Source organism: Halopseudomonas nanhaiensis, from assembly GCF_020025155.1.
Lineage (GTDB): Bacteria > Pseudomonadota > Gammaproteobacteria > Pseudomonadales > Pseudomonadaceae > Halopseudomonas > Halopseudomonas nanhaiensis.
The window spans coordinates 228,169-245,024 of sequence record NZ_CP073751.1 but is presented as its reverse complement, the minus strand read 5'-3'; the positions used below and the strand labels follow the sequence as shown (position 1 = coordinate 245,024).

Genomic DNA, 16,856 nt, shown 5'->3' with positions numbered 1-16,856 from the left:
CCTATTCTTTGCAGCCAGTACGGGCGTCCGCCCGAATCCACTTACCTTAGAGATTGTCCAGCCGGTTGGCTACCTCGTCGGCAATCGCCAGGCTGGCGGTCAGACCGGGCGATTCGATGCCGTACAGACTGATCAGTCCGGGTAACCCGTGTTCGGCCGGCCCCTCGATGAGGAAATCCATCGCCGGCTGCCCCGGACCGCTCAGCTTGGCGCGAATGCCTGCATAGCCCGGTACCAGTCGCAGCGGATCGCAGGCCGGCCAGTACCGCTGCACCGCCGAGGCGAAGCGTTCGGCCATGCCCAGATCGACCTGATAGTCGAGATCGCTCTGATAGCAGACATCCGGGCCGAAACGCAGCTGCCCGCCCAGATCGAGGGTCGCGTGCACACCCAACCCGGAAGTGTTGGCTTCCGGCATGGGGTAGACAAGATGGGAGAATGGGGAGCGCCCGCTGTAGGAGAAATAACTGCCCTTGCAGTAGTGCATCTGCGGGATTCGTACCGCCGGATATCCTTCGATCCGAGAGGCCAGCGTAGTGGCGAACAACCCACCGGCGTTGAGTAACGCACGGGTGTGGAGCGCAAATGTCTCCCTGCCGCTGCTGCCGTGCACGCGGTAACCGCCAGCGATCGGCTCAATGCGCTCCACGCGAACCCGACACACCACCTGTCCGCCGCGCTCCTGCAATGCCGCTTCATAGGACTGCATCAGCGCATGACTGTCGATGATCCCGGTTATCGGCGACAACAATCCGGCTACCGCACGAACTTGCGGCTCCAGGGCGTGCACCTGTGCGGCGTCCAGCCAGTCGAGCCGGACCTCGTTGGCCAGCGCGTTGTCATGCAACGCCTGAAGCGCCGGAAGCTCGTTCTCCTCGACCGCAACCAGTACCTTGCCGATGCGACGGTGCGGCACCTGCCGCGCTTCGCACCAACGGTACAGCTGGTCCCGTCCGCGCCGGCAGAGCTCGGCCTTGAGCGAACCCGGCGCGTAATAGATCCCGGCGTGTATCACCTCGCTGTTGCGACTCGATGCATGCTGACCAGGCCAGTCCTCCTGCTCCAGCACCATGACCTCCCGCCCGTCGGCCGCCAGCCGCTGCGCGCAGGCCAGCCCGACTACCCCGGCCCCTACCACCAACACGTCACAATCCATCATCACTTCCCTGCCAATCGCGCTCATCAACAATCCCAATCATCCAATGTAGCCCACGGGTGCACGCAGCCCGTATAATGCTCGCCCTTGATTGCCAACACTCTTGGAGAACTGCCATGGCGGAGCGCAAGGCAAGCGTCGAGCGCAACACGCTGGAAACCCAGGTCAAGGTCGACATCAACCTTGACGGTACCGGCCAGGCCGACTTCGACATCGGCGTCCCGTTTCTCGAGCACATGCTGGACCAGATTGCCCGTCACGGGCTGATCGACATGAACATCCGTTGCCGTGGCGACCTGCACATCGATGACCACCATACGGTGGAGGACGTCGGCATCACGCTCGGCCAGGCCTTTGCGAAGGCTATCGGCGACAAGAAGGGCACCCGCCGCTACGGCCACGCCTATGTGCCGCTGGACGAAGCGCTGTCTCGCGTGGTGATCGACTTCTCCGGTCGCCCGGGCCTGCACATGCATGTCGACTTCACCCGCGCCTCCGTCGGTGGCTTCGACGTCGATTTGTTCATGGAGTTCTTCCAGGGCTTCGTCAACCATGCACAGGTTACGCTGCACATCGACAATCTGCGTGGCGTGAACACCCACCACCAGATCGAAACCGTGTTCAAGGCATTCGGCCGGGCACTGCGCATGGCCGTGGAGCTGGACCCGCGGATGACCGGCATGATGCCTTCGACGAAAGGTTCTCTGTAACGCATGGCTAGCAATGTTGCGGTAATCGACTACGGCATGGGCAATCTGCACTCCGTCGCCAAGGCGCTGGAGCATGTTGGCGCACAGGCCGTTGCGGTCACCAGCGATCCCGAGGTCATTCTCGCGGCCGAGCGGGTTATCCTGCCTGGAGTGGGCGCCATACGCGACTGCGTCAGCGAACTGCGCAAGCTGGGCCTGGATCGCGTGGTCCAGCAGATCGCCGGCGAGAAGCCGCTGCTCGGTATCTGCGTCGGCATGCAGATGCTGCTGGAAAGCAGTGAAGAGAATGGCGGCGTCGATGCGCTGGGCCTGTTCCCCGGCGACGTGCGGTACTTCGGCGATGACCTGCGTGACGGTGACGAGCGCCTGAAGGTGCCGCACATGGGCTGGGACCAGGTCAAACAGACCATCGACCATCCGCTCTGGCACCGCATCGACCAGGACGCGCGCTTCTACTTCGTGCACAGTTATTACGCTGCTGCCAGCAAGCACAGCCACCTGGCCGGCCTGTGTCATTACGGCGTCGATTTCGCTGCGGCGCTGGCCGATGATTTTGTCTTCGCGACCCAGTTCCATCCCGAGAAAAGCCACACCAATGGCCTGCAACTGCTGCAGAACTTTCTGGCCTGGGATGGACGCTGGTAACACTCGAGCTCCAAGCTCCAAGCCGCAAGCTGCAAGCCCACCGCTTGAAGCTTTCAGCTAAAAGCTTGAAGCTCTTTTTCCCAAGGAAAAAGTGATGCTCATTATTCCAGCTATCGATCTCAAGGACGGCGCCTGTGTACGCTTGCGTCAGGGCTTGATGGACGATGCGACCGTATTTTCCGACGACCCGGTGGCCATGGCAGCGAAGTGGGTAGAGGCCGGCTGCCGCAGGCTGCATCTGGTCGATCTCAACGGTGCCTTCGAAGGTCAGCCGGTCAATGGCGAGGTGGTCACTGCGATTGCCCGCGCCTATCCGGAGCTGCCGATCCAGATCGGTGGCGGTATTCGCTCGCTGGAGACCATCGAGCACTACGTCCGTGCCGGAGTGAGCTACGTGATCATCGGCACCAAGGCGGTCAAGCAGCCCGAATTCGTCGGCGAGGCCTGCCGCGCGTTCCCCGGCAAGGTCATCGTCGGCCTGGACGCCAAGGACGGCTTCGTTGCCACCGATGGCTGGGCCGAGGTCAGCAGCGTCCAGGTGATCGATCTGGCCAGACGTTTCGAAGCCGACGGCGTCTCGGCGATCGTCTACACCGATATAGCCAAGGACGGGATGATGCAGGGGTGCAATGTCGAAGCCACTGCTGCACTGGCCAACGCCACGTCGATCCCGGTCATCGCCTCCGGCGGCATTCATAATCTGGGCGACATCCAGGCTCTGCTCGACGCACGTGCACCGGGCATCGTCGGAGCCATTACCGGCCGCGCAATTTACGAAGGCACGCTCGACGTGGCCGAGGCGCAGGCGCACTGCGACCAAGCAGCAGCGGCAAGCAACAAGCTGTAAGCGGCAAGCTGTCCGTGCAGGTTTCTGGTTTTTACTTGCAGCTTGAAGCTTGACGCTTGCAGCTGCTTTCGGAGAAAGCCCCATGCCTCTGGCAAAACGAATCATCCCCTGCCTCGACGTGGACAATGGCCGCGTGGTGAAGGGCGTCAAGTTCGAGAACATCCGCGATGCCGGGGACCCGGTGGAAATCGCTCGCCGCTACAACGAGCAGGGCGCGGACGAGATCACTTTTCTCGACATCACCGCGAGCCACCAGGAGCGTGACACCACGCTGCATACCGTCGAGCGCATGGCCAGCGAGGTATTCATTCCGCTGACCGTCGGCGGCGGCGTACGCACCGTCAGCGATATCCGCAACCTGCTCAATGCTGGCGCCGACAAGGTGTCGATCAATACCGCCGCGGTGTTCAATCCCGAGTTCGTCGGCGAGGCTGCGGACCGGTTCGGCTCGCAGTGCATCGTCGTGGCGATCGATGCCAAGCGCGTCTCCGCTCCGGGCGAACCGGGCCGCTGGGAAATCTTCACCCACGGCGGGCGCAAGCCGACCGGACTGGACGCCGTGCAGTGGGCGCGCAAGATGCAGATGCTCGGCGCTGGCGAGATCCTGCTGACCAGCATGGATCAGGATGGGGTCAAGAGCGGTTACGATCTCGGCGTGACCCGCGCCATCAGCGATGCCCTGCACATCCCGGTGATCGCCTCCGGGGGCGTCGGCAACCTGCAGCATCTGGCCGATGGCGTGATCGAAGGCGGCGCCGACGCCGTGCTCGCCGCCAGCATCTTTCATTTCGGTGAATTTACCGTTGGCGAAGCCAAGATCTATATGGCCGAGCGCGGCATCGAGATGCGTCTCTAGCCTACCGCCGGTTGTCCGCGTGCGGTAACGCAGGCGGGCGCCCCAGCAGGCTTTCCAGCGGCACCAACTGTACGCCGTCTCGCTGCGGGACCTGGGCAATCCTCGACTCCAGAAACATCAGCGTCTCCGGATAGGGATGCGCAATGATCACCGCATAGCCCTGTTGCCGAGCCTTCTCGAGCGCAACCTGCAGTGCCGCCTCCATGGCCTGCGGGGTACGTACGTTGTCCAGAAAGACGTCCCGCGACAGATTTGGCAGTCCGCGAGCCTGTGCTGCGAACGCGGCCTGGGTGGCTGCCTGGGTTCGACTGTCGACGAAAAACAGGCCTCGCTCGGCCAGCTCCTGCATCACCCAGTCCATCTGCGGCCGCAAGGTGGTGAGCAGACTGCCCATGTGATTATTGACGCCGCGGACGGCAGGGAGGTTATCGAGCGCCGCGTCCAGGGTCTGCCGGAATTCCGTTGGCGACATGGCTGCATGCAGCCCGCCCGGGCCGGGCGACGATCCTGCCAGATTTTCCATCGGCAGATGCAGCATGACAGTATGGCCGGCTTCGGCGGCCTCGGTTGCCAGCCGCTGGCCCGACGGCGTGAACGGCAGGATGGCAAGCGCAAGGGGGAACGGCAGAGTGATCAGACGGTGGCCGACGGCATAGCCATGGCCTACGTCGTCGATGATGATCGCCAGTGCTGGTGGACCGGCAACCGGAGACGCCTGTGCGGCGACGGCCGGCGCCTCGGGAGGCACCGTTACAGCAGACTCGCGTCTCCATCCGGCATGCTCGATGACCATCCACTCGCTGCGCACGCGATCGCGCTCAGGCTCCGCAGCCTCGCGCCTTGATGACGGCGCAGCTTCGGGGCTGTCGCGCTCGTGCTGCGAAGGCGCCTGCGACGTATCGCATCCTGCCAGCCACAGCGCCAGCAGCAGGAGCCCACAGCGCCTCATTGCTTGCGTGAAATGTTCAGACCCTTGAGCAGATTGAGCGCCTGGTTGAGCTGATAATCGCTGTCGTTTTCGCTGCGTTCGGTCATCGGCGTACGAACGGTCGGCCGTTCTTCACCGTTGGCGTTGTTCAGATGGCGCGCCAGATCCGCTTCGCGGTAGGCCGCCGTCTGCTCGGGATCTACAGTCACCTTGGCTCGCTCGACACGAATATCCGGAACGATGCCCTGGGCCTGAATCGACCGGCCATTGGGTGTGTAATACAGGGCGGTGGTGAGCTTGAGCGCACGATCATTGTTGAGCGGCAGCACGGTCTGCACCGAACCCTTGCCGAAGCTGTCAGTGCCCATCACTATCGCGCGGCCATGGTCCTGCAACGCGCCGGCGACGATCTCCGAGGCCGAGGCAGAGCCGCCGTTGATCAGCACGACCAGCGGAACGTCACCCGCCGGCGCATTACTCGTCGCGTTGAAGCGCATTTCGGAATTCGGCAGGCGACCCCGCGTATAGACGATCAATCCTTCGGTGATGAAGGCATCGGTCACCTCCACTGCAGCCTGAAGAACGCCGCCCGGATTGTTGCGCAGGTCGAGCACTATGCCCTTGAGCGTTTCTTCGCTGGCGAGCCGCTGCAGCGTGCGGCGAACCTCGTCGCCGGTATTGGTCTGGAACTGGGTGATGCGCAAGTACGCATAGCCAGGTTCCAGCGCCTCGGTGCGCACGCTCTTGACCTTGACGATGGCCCGTTCGAGCTCAACCTCGAACGGGCCGCCGTCGCCACGCACGATGGTCAACGTAACGCTCGAGCCCGCCGGGCCGCGCATCTTCTCCACCGCTTCGACCAGGCTCATGCCCTTCACCGGCTGATCGTCGATCATCATGATCAGGTCGCCCGGCTCGATCCCGGCCCGCGCCGCCGGCGTATCGTCGATCGGGGCGATAACCCGCAATCCGCCCTCATCCTGTCCTATTTCGATGCCCAGACCGCCGAACTGCCCGCTGGTACTGTCCTGCAGGCCCTTGAAATCTTCCGGGTCGAGATAGTCCGAATGCGGGTCAAGCCCTTCCAGCATGCCGCGGATGGCATTGTCCAGCAGCGTCGCGTCATCCACTGGTTCGACATAGGCCGAGCGGATGCGCTCCATGACTTCGGCAAAGGTGCGCAGCTCGTCCAGCGGGAGCGGCGCCGGCGCCGCCTGTTCCGGAGCCGCCTGCACAGCTGCGGACTCCTGCGCACCGACGGGAACAGAGACCAGCGCCAGGCTCAGGCACGAAGCCAACAGGGTACGAGCTGCTGTCATCTAACTCTCCAACTGGACTTGATCGACAAACCACGCGGTTCGCCGCTGCGTTTATCCGGACAGCATACACCAGGCAAGCGGGTCTAGTGCGCGGCCCTGGTGGCGTATCGAGAAATACAGCGTAGGGCTGCCGAGACCCCCGCTACTACCGACTGTAGCGATGGTTTCGCCGGGCTTGACCCAGGTCCCGACCTCCTGAAGCAGGCTTTGATTGTGCCCGTACAGACTCAGGTAGCCATTGCCATGATCGAGAATCATCAGTAGCCCCGAACCGCGAAGCCATTCGGCAAACACCACGCGCCCGCCATGCACCGCATGCACCGGGGCTCCTTCGCTGGCAGCAATCAGAAGGCCATCCCACTTCAGCCGCGAGTCGTCCCCGCGCTGGCTACCGAATCGCGCCTTGATGCTGCCCTGTGTCGGCAGCGGCAGTTTGCCCTTGGCTTGAGTGAACGGCTGGTTGCCGGCGGGCGTGGGAATGCTGGTCACCGCCTGATCAAGCGACTCGATCAGCTTGCTCAGCTCGGCGCGCTCGGACTCACGCTGCTTCAGCCGCTGCCCTTCACTGCGGCTGCGCTTGTCGAGCGAAGCGAGCAGCTCGCCACGCCTGACCCGCTCCGATTCCAGACTCTGACGCCGCTCGGCGAGCTCCTCGCGATTTTTCTGCAGAAGCGTCTGTTCCGCCACGATCGCGGTGCTGGCCTGATGGATCTGCTCGATCGTCTGCTGGTACTGCTCGATCTCTTCGAGGCGTGCGGCGTTGACATATCGGTAGTACTGCATCATCCGCGCCACGCGGGCCGGGTCATCCTGATTGAGCATGACCTTGAGATAATCCTGGCTTCCAGCCATGTAGGCTGCCCGCACCTGCCGGGCAATCTGCGATTGCTGGGCCTCCAATGCGGCATGCAAGCGCTCGGCCTGTTCGGTGAGGTCGTCCAGGCGGGTCTCACCTTCCTGGATCTGCTGCTCGATCTCGCGCGTTTCCTTGCGCAACGTGCCGATCTCGGTTTCGCTTTCCTTGAGTTCGGACTCCAGACCGGACATCTCCTGCTTGAGATTGCCCAGCATTTTCTTCAACCGATTGATTTCGGCCTCGGTCTGCTTGAGCTCGGCCTGGGCTTCGCGCTTGTCATCAGCCTGGACCGGCACGCCGGCGAACGCGGACAGCACACCGGCAAGCGCGACGGCACGCCATGCAGACCTGCCGCGCGACAACACTCTGCTACGGCTCATTGGCGCTCCGCGTCAGGCAATCCGGGTAACGATGGAGCGGCCAGTCATTTCGCTCGGCTGCTCGAGCCCGAGCAATGTCAGCATGGTCGGCGCTACATCCGAAAGAATGCCGCCGTCACGCAGCTCGACCTGGCGCGGCCCCATGTAAACAAAGGGCACCGGCTCGCAGGTATGCGCCGTGTGGGCCTGCCCGGTAGAGTCATCAGACATCTGCTCGACGTTGCCATGATCTGCAGTGATCAACGCTTCGCCTCCTACCTTCTGCAAGGCAGCCTGAATACGGCTGATGCACTTGTCCAGGCACTCGACTGCAGCGACCGCAGCCTCGAAAACACCGGTGTGACCAACCATGTCGCCATTGGCGTAGTTGACGATGATGACATCGTAACGCTGCTCTTCGATCGCTTCGACGATGCGGTCGGTGACCTCGGGCGCGCTCATTTCGGGCTGCAGGTCATAGGTGGCGACCTTGGGCGAAGGAATCAGGATTCGCTCCTCGCCTTCGAAGGGCTCTTCCCTGCCGCCGGAGAAAAAGAACGTAACGTGTGCGTACTTCTCGGTCTCGGCGATGCGCAGCTGGGTCTTGCCCTGCTTGGCAAGGTATTCGCCCAGTACATTGTCCAGCGAAGAGGGCGGGAAGGCACAGGGCGCGGGGATGTCTGCTGCATACTGCGTGAGCATGACGTAGCCGGCCATCAGCAGTGAACGCTGCCGCTCGAACCCGGAGAAGTCCGGGTCGACGAAGGCGCGACTGAGCTCGCGAGCCCGATCAGCGCGAAAATTCATGAAGACCACGGCGTCGCCGTCCTCGACACGAGCCGGCTCGCCGATCACCGTGGCCTTGACGAATTCGTCGCTTTCGCCGCGTTCGTAGGCGGCCGCAAGACCGTCGACCGCGGTGGCAGAGGTGTATTCGGCCTGGCCTTCGGTGATCAGGTTGTAGGCCGCTTCAACGCGCTCCCAGCGGTTGTCTCGGTCCATGGCGTAGTAGCGACCAATCAGGCTGGCGGTGCGACCCTGGCCCAGGCGCTGGTAAGCCTTTTCCAGCATCTGCAGGGACGGCTCGGCACTCTTGGGCGGCGTATCACGGCCATCGAGAAACGCGTGCACCAGAATGCGCTGAGCGCCGCGGCGGGCGGCAAGTTCGACCATGGCGACAATCTGCGATTCGTGACTATGGACACCGCCCTGCGAGACCAGGCCCATCACATGCACGGCCTTGCCGTCAGCTACCGCCTTGTCGACGGCTTCGCACAGCGTCGGATTGTCGAAGAAGTCGCCATCGGCGATCGACTTGGTCACCCGGGTGAAATCCTGGTACACCACGCGCCCGGCGCCGAGATTCATGTGCCCGACCTCGGAATTGCCCATCTGCCCGTCGGGCAAGCCGACGTCCATTCCGGATCCCGAGACCAGCGTGTGCGGCGCAGTGGCCAACAACTGATCCCAGACTGGTGTATTGGCAGCCATGATGGCGTTAGAGTCGGGGGAATCGCTGTGTCCGAAGCCATCGAGAATCATCAGGACCAGGGGTTTTGGGGCAACTGTCATACTGAATGGGCTCGCAGGTTGGGTTCTCGGAAGCACACTTGCCGACAGGCCGTGCGGCGGTCAGGCGTGGTGCAATCAGTTTACTTGCCAAGTGCCGGCATGTCATGCGCACGGGTGGTTCTGCCGCTAGGGGGTGCTGTGTATACTGGCGGACTTTATCGATCCGGGACCGCCCCATGCAGTTTCTTCAACACCTCATCGAATTCATCGGCAACCACTATGTGTTGACCACCGCTTTCCTGGTTGTACTCACTCTGCTGATCGTCACCGAAGGCCGCAAGGCGGGCAAGGCGATCACCACGCAGCAGGCCACGGCGCTCATCAACAAGGAAAATGCGCAGGTGGTGGACATACGTACCAAGAAGGAGTTCGCTGCCGGGCATATCGTCGACTCGCTCAACATTCCCAATGACAGCATACAGACGCGTCTGGTAGAACTGGACAAACACAAAGACAGACCCATCATCCTGGTTTGCGCCAACGGCCAGCATGCCGGCTCAGTCGCCAAGCAACTCAAGGCAGCGGGCCATCAGCATGTTCACAGACTGGCTGGAGGGATCGGCGGTTGGCGAGCCGACAATCTACCCCTGGTGAAATGACTATGTCCGACGTCACTATCTATAGCAGCGATTTCTGCCCGTTCTGCATTCGAGCCAAGCACCTGCTCGACGCGAAGAAGGTCGGATATCGGGAAATCCGCGTGGATGGCAAGCCGGATCTGCGAGCCGAAATGACCCGGCTTGCCGGCGGCCGTACTTCGGTGCCACAGATATGGATCAACGATCACCACGTCGGCGGCTGTGATCAGCTCATGGCGCTAGAGCGCGCCGGCAAACTGGATGCAATGCTGGCCAGCTGAGCATCCCTCTTTCAAGACTCAATCGATACACGCATAAGGACCGCACATGGCCGACGAAAATCAGAACAATCAAGCCGCCAATGGCGCTGACCAGGGCAATCAGGTGCAGTTCAGCCTGCAGCGCATCTACGTGAAGGACCTTTCCTTCGAATCACCGAAGTCTCCGTCGGTCTTTCAGAGCCAGTGGAACCCGCAGGTCAACCTTGATCTGAACACACGCCACAGCCAGCTACAGGAAGGCATTCACGAGGTGGTCCTGAGCCTGTCCGCCACCGTCACCAACGGCAACGATGAAGTGACCTTCATCGCCGAAGTGCAGCAGGCCGGCATCTTCGCCATCAACGGTCTGGATGAAGCAGCGATGCGTCACACGCTGGGCGCGTTCTGCCCGAACATCCTGTTTCCGTATGCGCGCGAAACCATCGACAACCTGGTACTGCGCGGCAGCTTCCCTCCCCTGATGCTGTCTCCGGTCAACTTCGACGCGCTCTACGCCCAGGCCGAGCAGCGTCGCGCCCAGGAAGGTGAACAGACCGCCTGATTCCGCTTCGCCGGCTGGCCATTCCGGCTAGCCGGTTCTGCGTCTTGTCTCCGTCATGCTGCTGCTCTATGGTAGGCCTCCTGTAACGATCCTGACGGAAACAAGCATGACCCTGCCCGCATCCCGCCTGCTCTACCTGCTCGCTTTCATTGTTTGTGTCGTGCTGCTGCTGATTGCGCTGTACATGGAGCATTACATGGGCCTGCTGCCCTGCCCGCTGTGCATCATCCAGCGTATTGCCTTTGTCCTGATCGGTCTGACCTGCCTCACTGCGGTGCTTCACAACCCGGCGCCCAGGCAAGGCAAGGCCCGAGCCGGCGCCGCACGGGTCTACGGCGGCGTCACCACCCTGTTCGCCGTACTGGGCGGCGCCATCGCCGGCCGCCAGGTCTGGCTGCAGTACCAGCCTGCCGATCAGTTGCCCTCCTGCCTGCCCAGCCTCGACTACATGATGGATGTACTCCCGCTGCAGGATATAGTCAGCCTGTTGTTCAGCGGCACCGCCGACTGCGCGGCGGTGAGCTGGACCTTTCTGGGGCTGAGCATTGCCGAATGCACACTGATTGCCTTCATCGGATTCACTCTGTTCGGACTGGTACAGATTTTTCGCTCGCATGATTGAACTTTTCGGGGAAGTTATGCGGTATTGATGCTGTCGTATTGACTGGCCTATGCTGTTGCGACGATAACGATCATCAAGGTTTACCGGCAGAACGGGCCGGCCGCTCATAGACGAGGTGGAAGATGCTGGAGAGCTGCACAACAGCCCAGGAACGCTGGGGCGGTGTCAATCAACTGATCGATCGCTGGCTGTCCGAGCGCAAGCAATTGATCAGCGAGTATGTCGCTCTCCGCGACCGGACTCCGCCGGACGAAAGCCCCGATCAGGCGCTGGAATCCTTTTGCGATGTGCTGGTGGACTATGTGTCTGCCGGGCATTTCGAAATTTACGAGCAGTTGATCCGTGAAGCGGAAGACTTCCAGAATGAACGCGGTCTGGAGCTGGTTCGTCAGGTGTATCCGCGCATCGAGACCATCACTCAGGCTGCGGTGGCCTTCAATGACCGCTATGCCAATACCGCCAGTGGCGTGGACGAGCCCGATATGCAGGCCCGCCTGCAGATGCTCGGCGCGATGTTGCATGAGCGCTTCGAACTGGAAGACTGCCTCATCGAAGTACTGCACAACTCGCACCGGGCTGCATTGGCAGCCAGCTGACAATCATGGAGTCGCACGTGGCTGAAACAAGCGAAGCGAAGAAGACCGGGAAGGTCACCACCCCCCTGCATCTGCTGCAAACCCTTACACGTTCGCTCAAGGATCACCTTGGCGAAGCCTGCCAGCAGGCCGAGCAGGACGCGCACAAGGCGCTGGAGAAGATCAATCGTCAGCATGCCAAGCTTGACGCCAAGCTGGTTGAAGCGCGTGAAAAGCTCAATGCCCGCCAGACCGGGGCAGACAGCAAGTCGGTGTCCAAGGCGCAAGGCAAGGTCGACGAGCTGGAGCAGGCACTGTCCGAGCTCGGACAGGCACGCCAGTCGGCCGAAGGCTATATCAAGCAGCTCAAGGGCGATATTCGTCAGACGCTGCGCCTGGCCAAAGGCTTCGACCGGATCGAGGATCAGGTCAGCCAGGCCATCGACAAACGCGACAACCCTCAGGCTGCGGTAGAGGAAGACAAGCCACGGCGGGCCCCGCGTCGCAGCCGCGGCCGCAAGAACCCGCCCAAGCAGGCCGACACGAGCGCCTAATCGGCCGGCGCGTCGGTTACGGCGCGCCATCCTACCGCAAGCCCGATCAGCGCTTCGCGGGTTTCCTGCAACATCTCTGGATCGACACCTGCGGCTACGCAATAGGCTTCGATGGACCGGCGAGTCGCCGCCTCGATCAGCCCCGGATCACGCACCGCATGAGCTGACAGAGGTGGTTCGATCCATTCGAGCGCCAACCATTCCGCGCTCAACTCGCACTGTTTGACTTGCCGGTAGAAAGCCTCCGCCTGGGCGATGGGCCTGATCGCGCGCCGCGCACGTCGCAACGGCTCGATGACCTCCTCTCGCCACTTGCCATGTCCCGCCAGGACCTGACGCCAGCCACCGACATCAAGGGAGCGCCCGGTCGCACCCAACCAACAGGCGCCCAGCAGACAGAGAACGTCCAGTCCCAGGCGATCCTGGCAATCGAGCAGCAGCGCTTGCGCCCCCGGCGCGCCGTAAACGGTGCCGGCGAATCTCTTCAGCCTGACATCTGTCATACCGGTTCCTTCATACTCGCGGATGATCGCCGCTGATATACTCCGCAGCCATGATCAAAATCGAATCGCTTACCCTGCAGCGTGGTCCGCTGCGCCTGCTGGACAATGCCAGCCTGACCATCCACCCCGGCCAGAAGATAGGGTTGCTCGGCACCAATGGAGCCGGCAAATCCAGCCTTTTTGCGCTGTTGCGCGGCCAGCTGGCACCCGATGCGGGCAGCTGCTATCTGCCTGTCGACTGGCGGCTGTCGCACATGCGCCAGGAGATCGAGGACCTCGAACGCATTGCCGTCGATTACGTGCTCGACGGTGACCAGCGCCTGCGCGACATTCAGCAACGCCTGGCCGATGCTGAAGCCCGGAATGATGCGGAACAACTCGGCACAGTCTACGCCGAACTCGAGTCACACGACGGATTTACCGCCGACAGTCGAGCGCGTACGCTGCTCGCCGGCCTCGGCTTCGCTCGGGACCAGGCAGAAGCTCGGGTGGGCGACTTCTCCGGCGGCTGGCGGATGCGCCTGAACCTGGCGCAAGCCTTGATGTGCCCCTCCGACCTGCTGCTCCTGGACGAGCCCACCAACCACCTGGACCTGGATGCGATTCTCTGGCTGGAAGACTGGCTGCGCAGCTACCCCGGCACGTTGTTGCTGATTTCCCACGACCGTGATTTTCTCGATGCCGTGGTCGAGAGCATCGTACATGTCGATCAGCAGCAACTGGTGATGTATCGCGGCGGCTATTCGCAGTTCGAACGAACGCGTGCAGAACGTCTCGCACAACAGCAGGCAGCCTTCGAGAAGCAACAGGCGCAGCGCGAGCACATGCAGCGGTACATCGCCCGCTTCCGTGCCCAGGCCACCAAGGCACGCCAGGCGCAAAGCCGGTTGAAGGCGCTCGAACGCATGGAGCTGCTCAGCCAGGCCCATATCGACTCGCCCTTCTCCTTCCGTTTCCGCGAAGCCGACAAGCAGTCCAGCCCGCTGATCGATCTGCACAAGGGCAATCTCGGCTACGGCAGCGAGCCGGTGCTTGAGCAGATCAAGCTGCAACTTGCGCCGGGGGCGCGGATCGGCGTACTGGGACCAAACGGCGCCGGCAAGTCGACCCTGATCAAGACGCTGGCCGGCAGCCTGCCGCTTATTGCCGGGGAGCTGAAGACCGGCGAGCATCTAGCGATAGGCTACTTCGCTCAACATCAGCTCGACAGCCTCGATCCGGCGGCGAGCCCGCTGCTGCACCTCGCGCGCCTGGCGCCGCAGGAGCGGGAGCAGACGCTGCGCAATTTCATAGGCGGATTCGATTTCCATGGCGATCGCGCCGAGGAGCCGGTGCGGAATTTCTCCGGAGGCGAGAAGGCGCGCCTCGCCCTTGCACTGATTGCCTGGCAAAAGCCCAATCTGTTGCTGCTGGACGAGCCGACCAACCATCTGGACATGGAGATGCGTCACGCACTGACGCTGGCGCTGCAGGAGTTCGACGGTGCAATGCTGCTGGTGTCGCACGACCGTGCACTGATTCGCGACACCACCGACGAGCTCTGGCTGGTGGCGGACGGTCGCCTGCAGGTCTATGAAGACGATCTCGATACCTATACCCGCTGGCTTGCACGCTTTCGTCAGCAGCAGGAGCAGGCTCGTGTCGATGCGCCTGCCGAACAGCCCAAGGTGGACGCCAAGGCGCAGCGGCGTCTGGCTGCCGAGCAGAGACAGCGGTTGGCGCCCATGAAGAAAGCGATCGACAAGCTGGAACAGGCCATGGCGCGCGTGAACACCGAACTGCAGGAAATCGAGTCTGCGTTGAGCGACACGAGCCTGTATCAGCCCGACAGCAAGGATAGACTGAAGGACCTGCTGGCCCGGCAAACCGCCTGCAAGCAGAATCTGGACGCGCTGGAGGAGCAGTGGATGGACGCCAGCGAGGAACTGGAGGCGCTGCAGGCCAGCGCCGACGCATGACGGAGACCTTACCCATGCAGGTGCGCCAATGACGCTGTGGATTGACGCCGACGCCTGCCCGCGTCCGGTTCGAGACGTGGTGGTGCGCGCCGCACGGCGGCGCCAGATCGAGCTGATTCTGGTCGCCAACAGCGCCCAGCAACTGCCCCCAGGCCCGGGTGTACGTCAGGTGGTCGTACCCAGCGGCGCGGATGTGGCGGACCAGTACATCATCGATAACGCCCAGCCAGGGGATCTGGTCGTTACGGCAGATATACCCCTGGCGGCGGGGTTGGTGGAGCGGCAGATCGTCGCCATCAATCCGCGCGGTGTGATCTATGACGCCTCGAACGTGGGCGAACGGCTGGCCGTGCGCAATCTCATGGATGAACTGCGCGGAGCGGGCCTGGCCGGACGCGGCGGCCCGGCACCCTACAGCGATCGCGACAAGCAGGCCTTCGCCAATTCCCTTGATCGTCTACTGGCGCGACTCTGATCAGCGAACGATGAAGCGGCTCACCTGCTGGTCGAGTTCGCTGCGCAGGCTATCGAGACGGTCTGCCAGAGACGCCAGCTCCACTGCCTGATCGGCGTTGGTACTGGCAACTTCCCGCACGCCATGCACATGTTGCGCGAGATCGTCGCCCACTGCAGCCTGTTCCTGGGTCGCGGTGGCGATCAGCTCGTTGAGCTGTGATATCTGCGTGATCTCGCCGACCATTCCCTGCAGCATCTGAGCGCTGGAATCTGCCGAATCCAGACAGCGCTCGACCGAAGCACGGCTGCGAACCATCGCCTGGGTGGCAGCGCCGGAAGCTTCCTGCAGACGGGTAATGAAGTCCTGAATCTCTGCAGTGGACTTGGAGGTCCGCTGGGACAGATTGCGCACTTCGTCGGCAACGACGGCGAAGCCGCGCCCCTGCTCACCCGCACGGGCAGCCTCGATCGCTGCATTCAGCGCCAGCAGGTTGGTCTGCTCGGCCACGCCGCGGATGGCATCGACCACCTGATGAATATCCGCAGCGATCCGCGCGGTGCCTTCCACCGCCTCACCGGTAACGGCGATATCCTGATGCAAGGAGGCAACTTCCTGCTTGATGCGCTGCATTGCCTGATTGCCACGGGCCGCGTGCTGGTCGGCATTGCGAGCCGCACCGGCAGCTTCTTCGGCATTGCGGGCTACGGCAGAGGTGGCTGCGCTGAGCTCGCCAATGGCCTGCACCATGTAGTTCGCTTCGCCAGCCTGCCGGTCTGCGCCCTGACGAACCTGGACCGATTTACCGGTGACATCCGAGCTGAGCTCGCCAAGCTGACGCAGCCCACCCTGCACACCCCCAACGACATCGCCGAGCTGACCAACAAAGCTGTTGAACGCATCCATCGCCGGCGACTTGATCGAGACGCGATAGCTGAGATCGATGCCTCCACGCCCTTCGGTGATGTGCGCAGTCGCTTCGCTCAGCGCCAGTCCTTCCTGTGCATCCTGCATGCTCTGGCGAGCCAGGTAGACCAGTACCACCGCTTCGACGACCACATAGCCAGCGTGAACCCAGACCAACCCCCAGGTGGCTTCCGCGGCCAGCCACACGCCACTGGCGGTGCTCTGCAGATAGAAGAACGCCAGATGGTGCACGGCGATCACGCCCGCTCCGACCACAATCGGCAGCCAGTCCCGGTAGTAGATGAGGAAGGCCAGCAAGACGAAAATGGAAAAATGCATTTCCACCGCGCCCTGGCTCTGGTTGATATGCAGTGCAGACATGACCATCAGCGCCACCGCCACCATGCAGCGAAATAGCCGCTGCCCGCGAATAAGCCCGTGGAGGGCATGCATGACCGCGACGGTCCCGCCACCGACCAGAAGGGCCTGCATCCAGGTGTCGTGCCACGCTGCGAGCGCAAAGGAGTACAGCAGCGTGATCCACAGCACACCGAGCATGGTGCGATCGGCTTTCAGATACAGCCCTTCCAGCCCGAGGGCAGGAGACCTACTACCAGTATTCATGGTGCGTTCCAG

Annotated in this window: 19 protein-coding genes; 12 read left to right on the top strand and 7 right to left on the bottom strand. The window is 62.5% G+C overall.

The window, feature by feature from the left end:
* Positions 1-46: 46 nt before the first annotated feature.
* The gene (locus tag KEM63_RS01115; RefSeq protein WP_223655914.1) at positions 47-1,159 is read right to left on the bottom strand and encodes an NAD(P)/FAD-dependent oxidoreductase; all 1,113 of its coding nucleotides are present in this window, start codon (positions 1,157-1,159) and stop codon (positions 47-49) included.
* Positions 1,160-1,272: 113 nt separating this feature from the next.
* Between KEM63_RS01115 and hisB the strand changes: the two genes are divergently transcribed.
* From hisB to hisF, 4 genes are all read left to right on the top strand, one after another.
* Positions 1,273-1,866, top strand: coding sequence for an imidazoleglycerol-phosphate dehydratase HisB (gene hisB, locus KEM63_RS01110; protein ID WP_223654166.1), 594 nt, complete (start codon positions 1,273-1,275; stop codon positions 1,864-1,866).
* 3 nt (positions 1,867-1,869) lie between these two features.
* Complete coding sequence (hisH, locus tag KEM63_RS01105) at positions 1,870-2,511, top strand: imidazole glycerol phosphate synthase subunit HisH (protein WP_223654164.1); 642 nt, start codon at positions 1,870-1,872, stop codon at positions 2,509-2,511.
* A gap of 94 nt (positions 2,512-2,605) precedes the next feature.
* Entirely contained in the window at positions 2,606-3,358 is a 753-nt protein-coding gene (gene hisA / locus KEM63_RS01100; RefSeq protein WP_223654162.1) for a 1-(5-phosphoribosyl)-5-[(5-phosphoribosylamino)methylideneamino]imidazole-4-carboxamide isomerase, read from the top strand.
* A gap of 82 nt (positions 3,359-3,440) precedes the next feature.
* Positions 3,441-4,214, top strand: a complete 774-nt coding sequence (gene hisF / locus KEM63_RS01095) for an imidazole glycerol phosphate synthase subunit HisF (protein WP_223654160.1) — start codon at positions 3,441-3,443, stop codon at positions 4,212-4,214.
* A 1-nt stretch (position 4,215) separates the two neighbouring features.
* Here the strand turns inward: hisF and KEM63_RS01090 are convergent, their stop codons facing one another.
* From KEM63_RS01090 to gpmI, 4 genes are read right to left on the bottom strand one after another with little or no spacing between them, the layout of a single operon-like run.
* Positions 4,216-5,163, bottom strand: coding sequence for a divergent polysaccharide deacetylase family protein (locus KEM63_RS01090; protein WP_223654158.1), 948 nt, complete (start codon positions 5,161-5,163; stop codon positions 4,216-4,218).
* A complete protein-coding gene (locus KEM63_RS01085) occupies positions 5,160-6,461 on the bottom strand; it encodes a S41 family peptidase (RefSeq protein ID WP_223654156.1) in 1,302 nt (433 codons plus the stop codon). The genes KEM63_RS01090 and KEM63_RS01085 overlap by 4 nt, the downstream gene beginning before the upstream one ends.
* A 51-nt stretch (positions 6,462-6,512) precedes the next feature.
* Positions 6,513-7,697 carry a murein hydrolase activator EnvC family protein gene (locus KEM63_RS01080; RefSeq protein ID WP_223654154.1) on the bottom strand — a complete coding sequence of 395 codons (1,185 nt, stop codon included), beginning with the start codon at positions 7,695-7,697 and terminating at the stop codon, positions 6,513-6,515.
* 12 nt (positions 7,698-7,709) lie between these two features.
* The gene (gpmI, locus tag KEM63_RS01075; RefSeq protein WP_223654152.1) at positions 7,710-9,248 is read right to left on the bottom strand and encodes a 2,3-bisphosphoglycerate-independent phosphoglycerate mutase; all 1,539 of its coding nucleotides are present in this window, start codon (positions 9,246-9,248) and stop codon (positions 7,710-7,712) included.
* Between the two features lie 176 nt (positions 9,249-9,424).
* Here gpmI and KEM63_RS01070 point away from each other — a divergent pair, with 176 nt between their 5' ends.
* From KEM63_RS01070 to KEM63_RS01045, 6 genes are all read left to right on the top strand, one after another.
* Positions 9,425-9,847, top strand: coding sequence for a rhodanese-like domain-containing protein (locus tag KEM63_RS01070; RefSeq protein WP_223654150.1), 423 nt, complete (start codon positions 9,425-9,427; stop codon positions 9,845-9,847).
* 2 nt (positions 9,848-9,849) lie between these two features.
* On the top strand, positions 9,850-10,107 hold the full coding sequence (gene grxC / locus KEM63_RS01065; RefSeq protein WP_223654148.1) for a glutaredoxin 3: 258 nt from the start codon (positions 9,850-9,852) through the stop codon (positions 10,105-10,107).
* Positions 10,108-10,153: 46 nt separating this feature from the next.
* Positions 10,154-10,648, top strand: coding sequence for a protein-export chaperone SecB (secB, locus tag KEM63_RS01060; RefSeq protein WP_223654139.1), 495 nt, complete (start codon positions 10,154-10,156; stop codon positions 10,646-10,648).
* Between the two features lie 106 nt (positions 10,649-10,754).
* Positions 10,755-11,270 carry a disulfide bond formation protein B gene (locus tag KEM63_RS01055; RefSeq protein WP_223654137.1) on the top strand — a complete coding sequence of 172 codons (516 nt, stop codon included), beginning with the start codon at positions 10,755-10,757 and terminating at the stop codon, positions 11,268-11,270.
* Positions 11,271-11,392: 122 nt separating this feature from the next.
* Positions 11,393-11,866, top strand: a complete 474-nt coding sequence (gene rsd, locus KEM63_RS01050) for a sigma D regulator (RefSeq protein ID WP_223654135.1) — start codon at positions 11,393-11,395, stop codon at positions 11,864-11,866.
* Between the two features lie 17 nt (positions 11,867-11,883).
* Complete coding sequence (locus tag KEM63_RS01045) at positions 11,884-12,399, top strand: AlgP family protein (RefSeq protein WP_223654132.1); 516 nt, start codon at positions 11,884-11,886, stop codon at positions 12,397-12,399.
* Here KEM63_RS01045 and KEM63_RS01040 read toward each other — a convergent pair.
* Positions 12,396-12,902, bottom strand: coding sequence for a TIGR02444 family protein (locus tag KEM63_RS01040; protein WP_223654130.1), 507 nt, complete (start codon positions 12,900-12,902; stop codon positions 12,396-12,398). The two genes, KEM63_RS01045 and KEM63_RS01040, sit on opposite strands and share 4 nt — an antisense overlap.
* Positions 12,903-12,952: 50 nt before the next feature.
* On the opposite strand from KEM63_RS01040, the gene KEM63_RS01035 reads away from it, so the two are divergent.
* On the top strand, positions 12,953-14,860 hold the full coding sequence (locus KEM63_RS01035; protein WP_223654128.1) for an ATP-binding cassette domain-containing protein: 1,908 nt from the start codon (positions 12,953-12,955) through the stop codon (positions 14,858-14,860).
* A 28-nt stretch (positions 14,861-14,888) separates the two neighbouring features.
* The gene (locus KEM63_RS01030) at positions 14,889-15,335 is read left to right on the top strand and encodes a YaiI/YqxD family protein (RefSeq protein WP_223654126.1); all 447 of its coding nucleotides are present in this window, start codon (positions 14,889-14,891) and stop codon (positions 15,333-15,335) included.
* On the opposite strand, the gene KEM63_RS01025 is transcribed toward KEM63_RS01030, so the two are convergent.
* Positions 15,336-16,844 (bottom strand): methyl-accepting chemotaxis protein, encoded by a 1,509-nt coding sequence (locus KEM63_RS01025; protein WP_223654124.1) that lies wholly within the window; start codon positions 16,842-16,844, stop codon positions 15,336-15,338.
* Between the last annotated feature and the right edge of the window lie 12 nt (positions 16,845-16,856).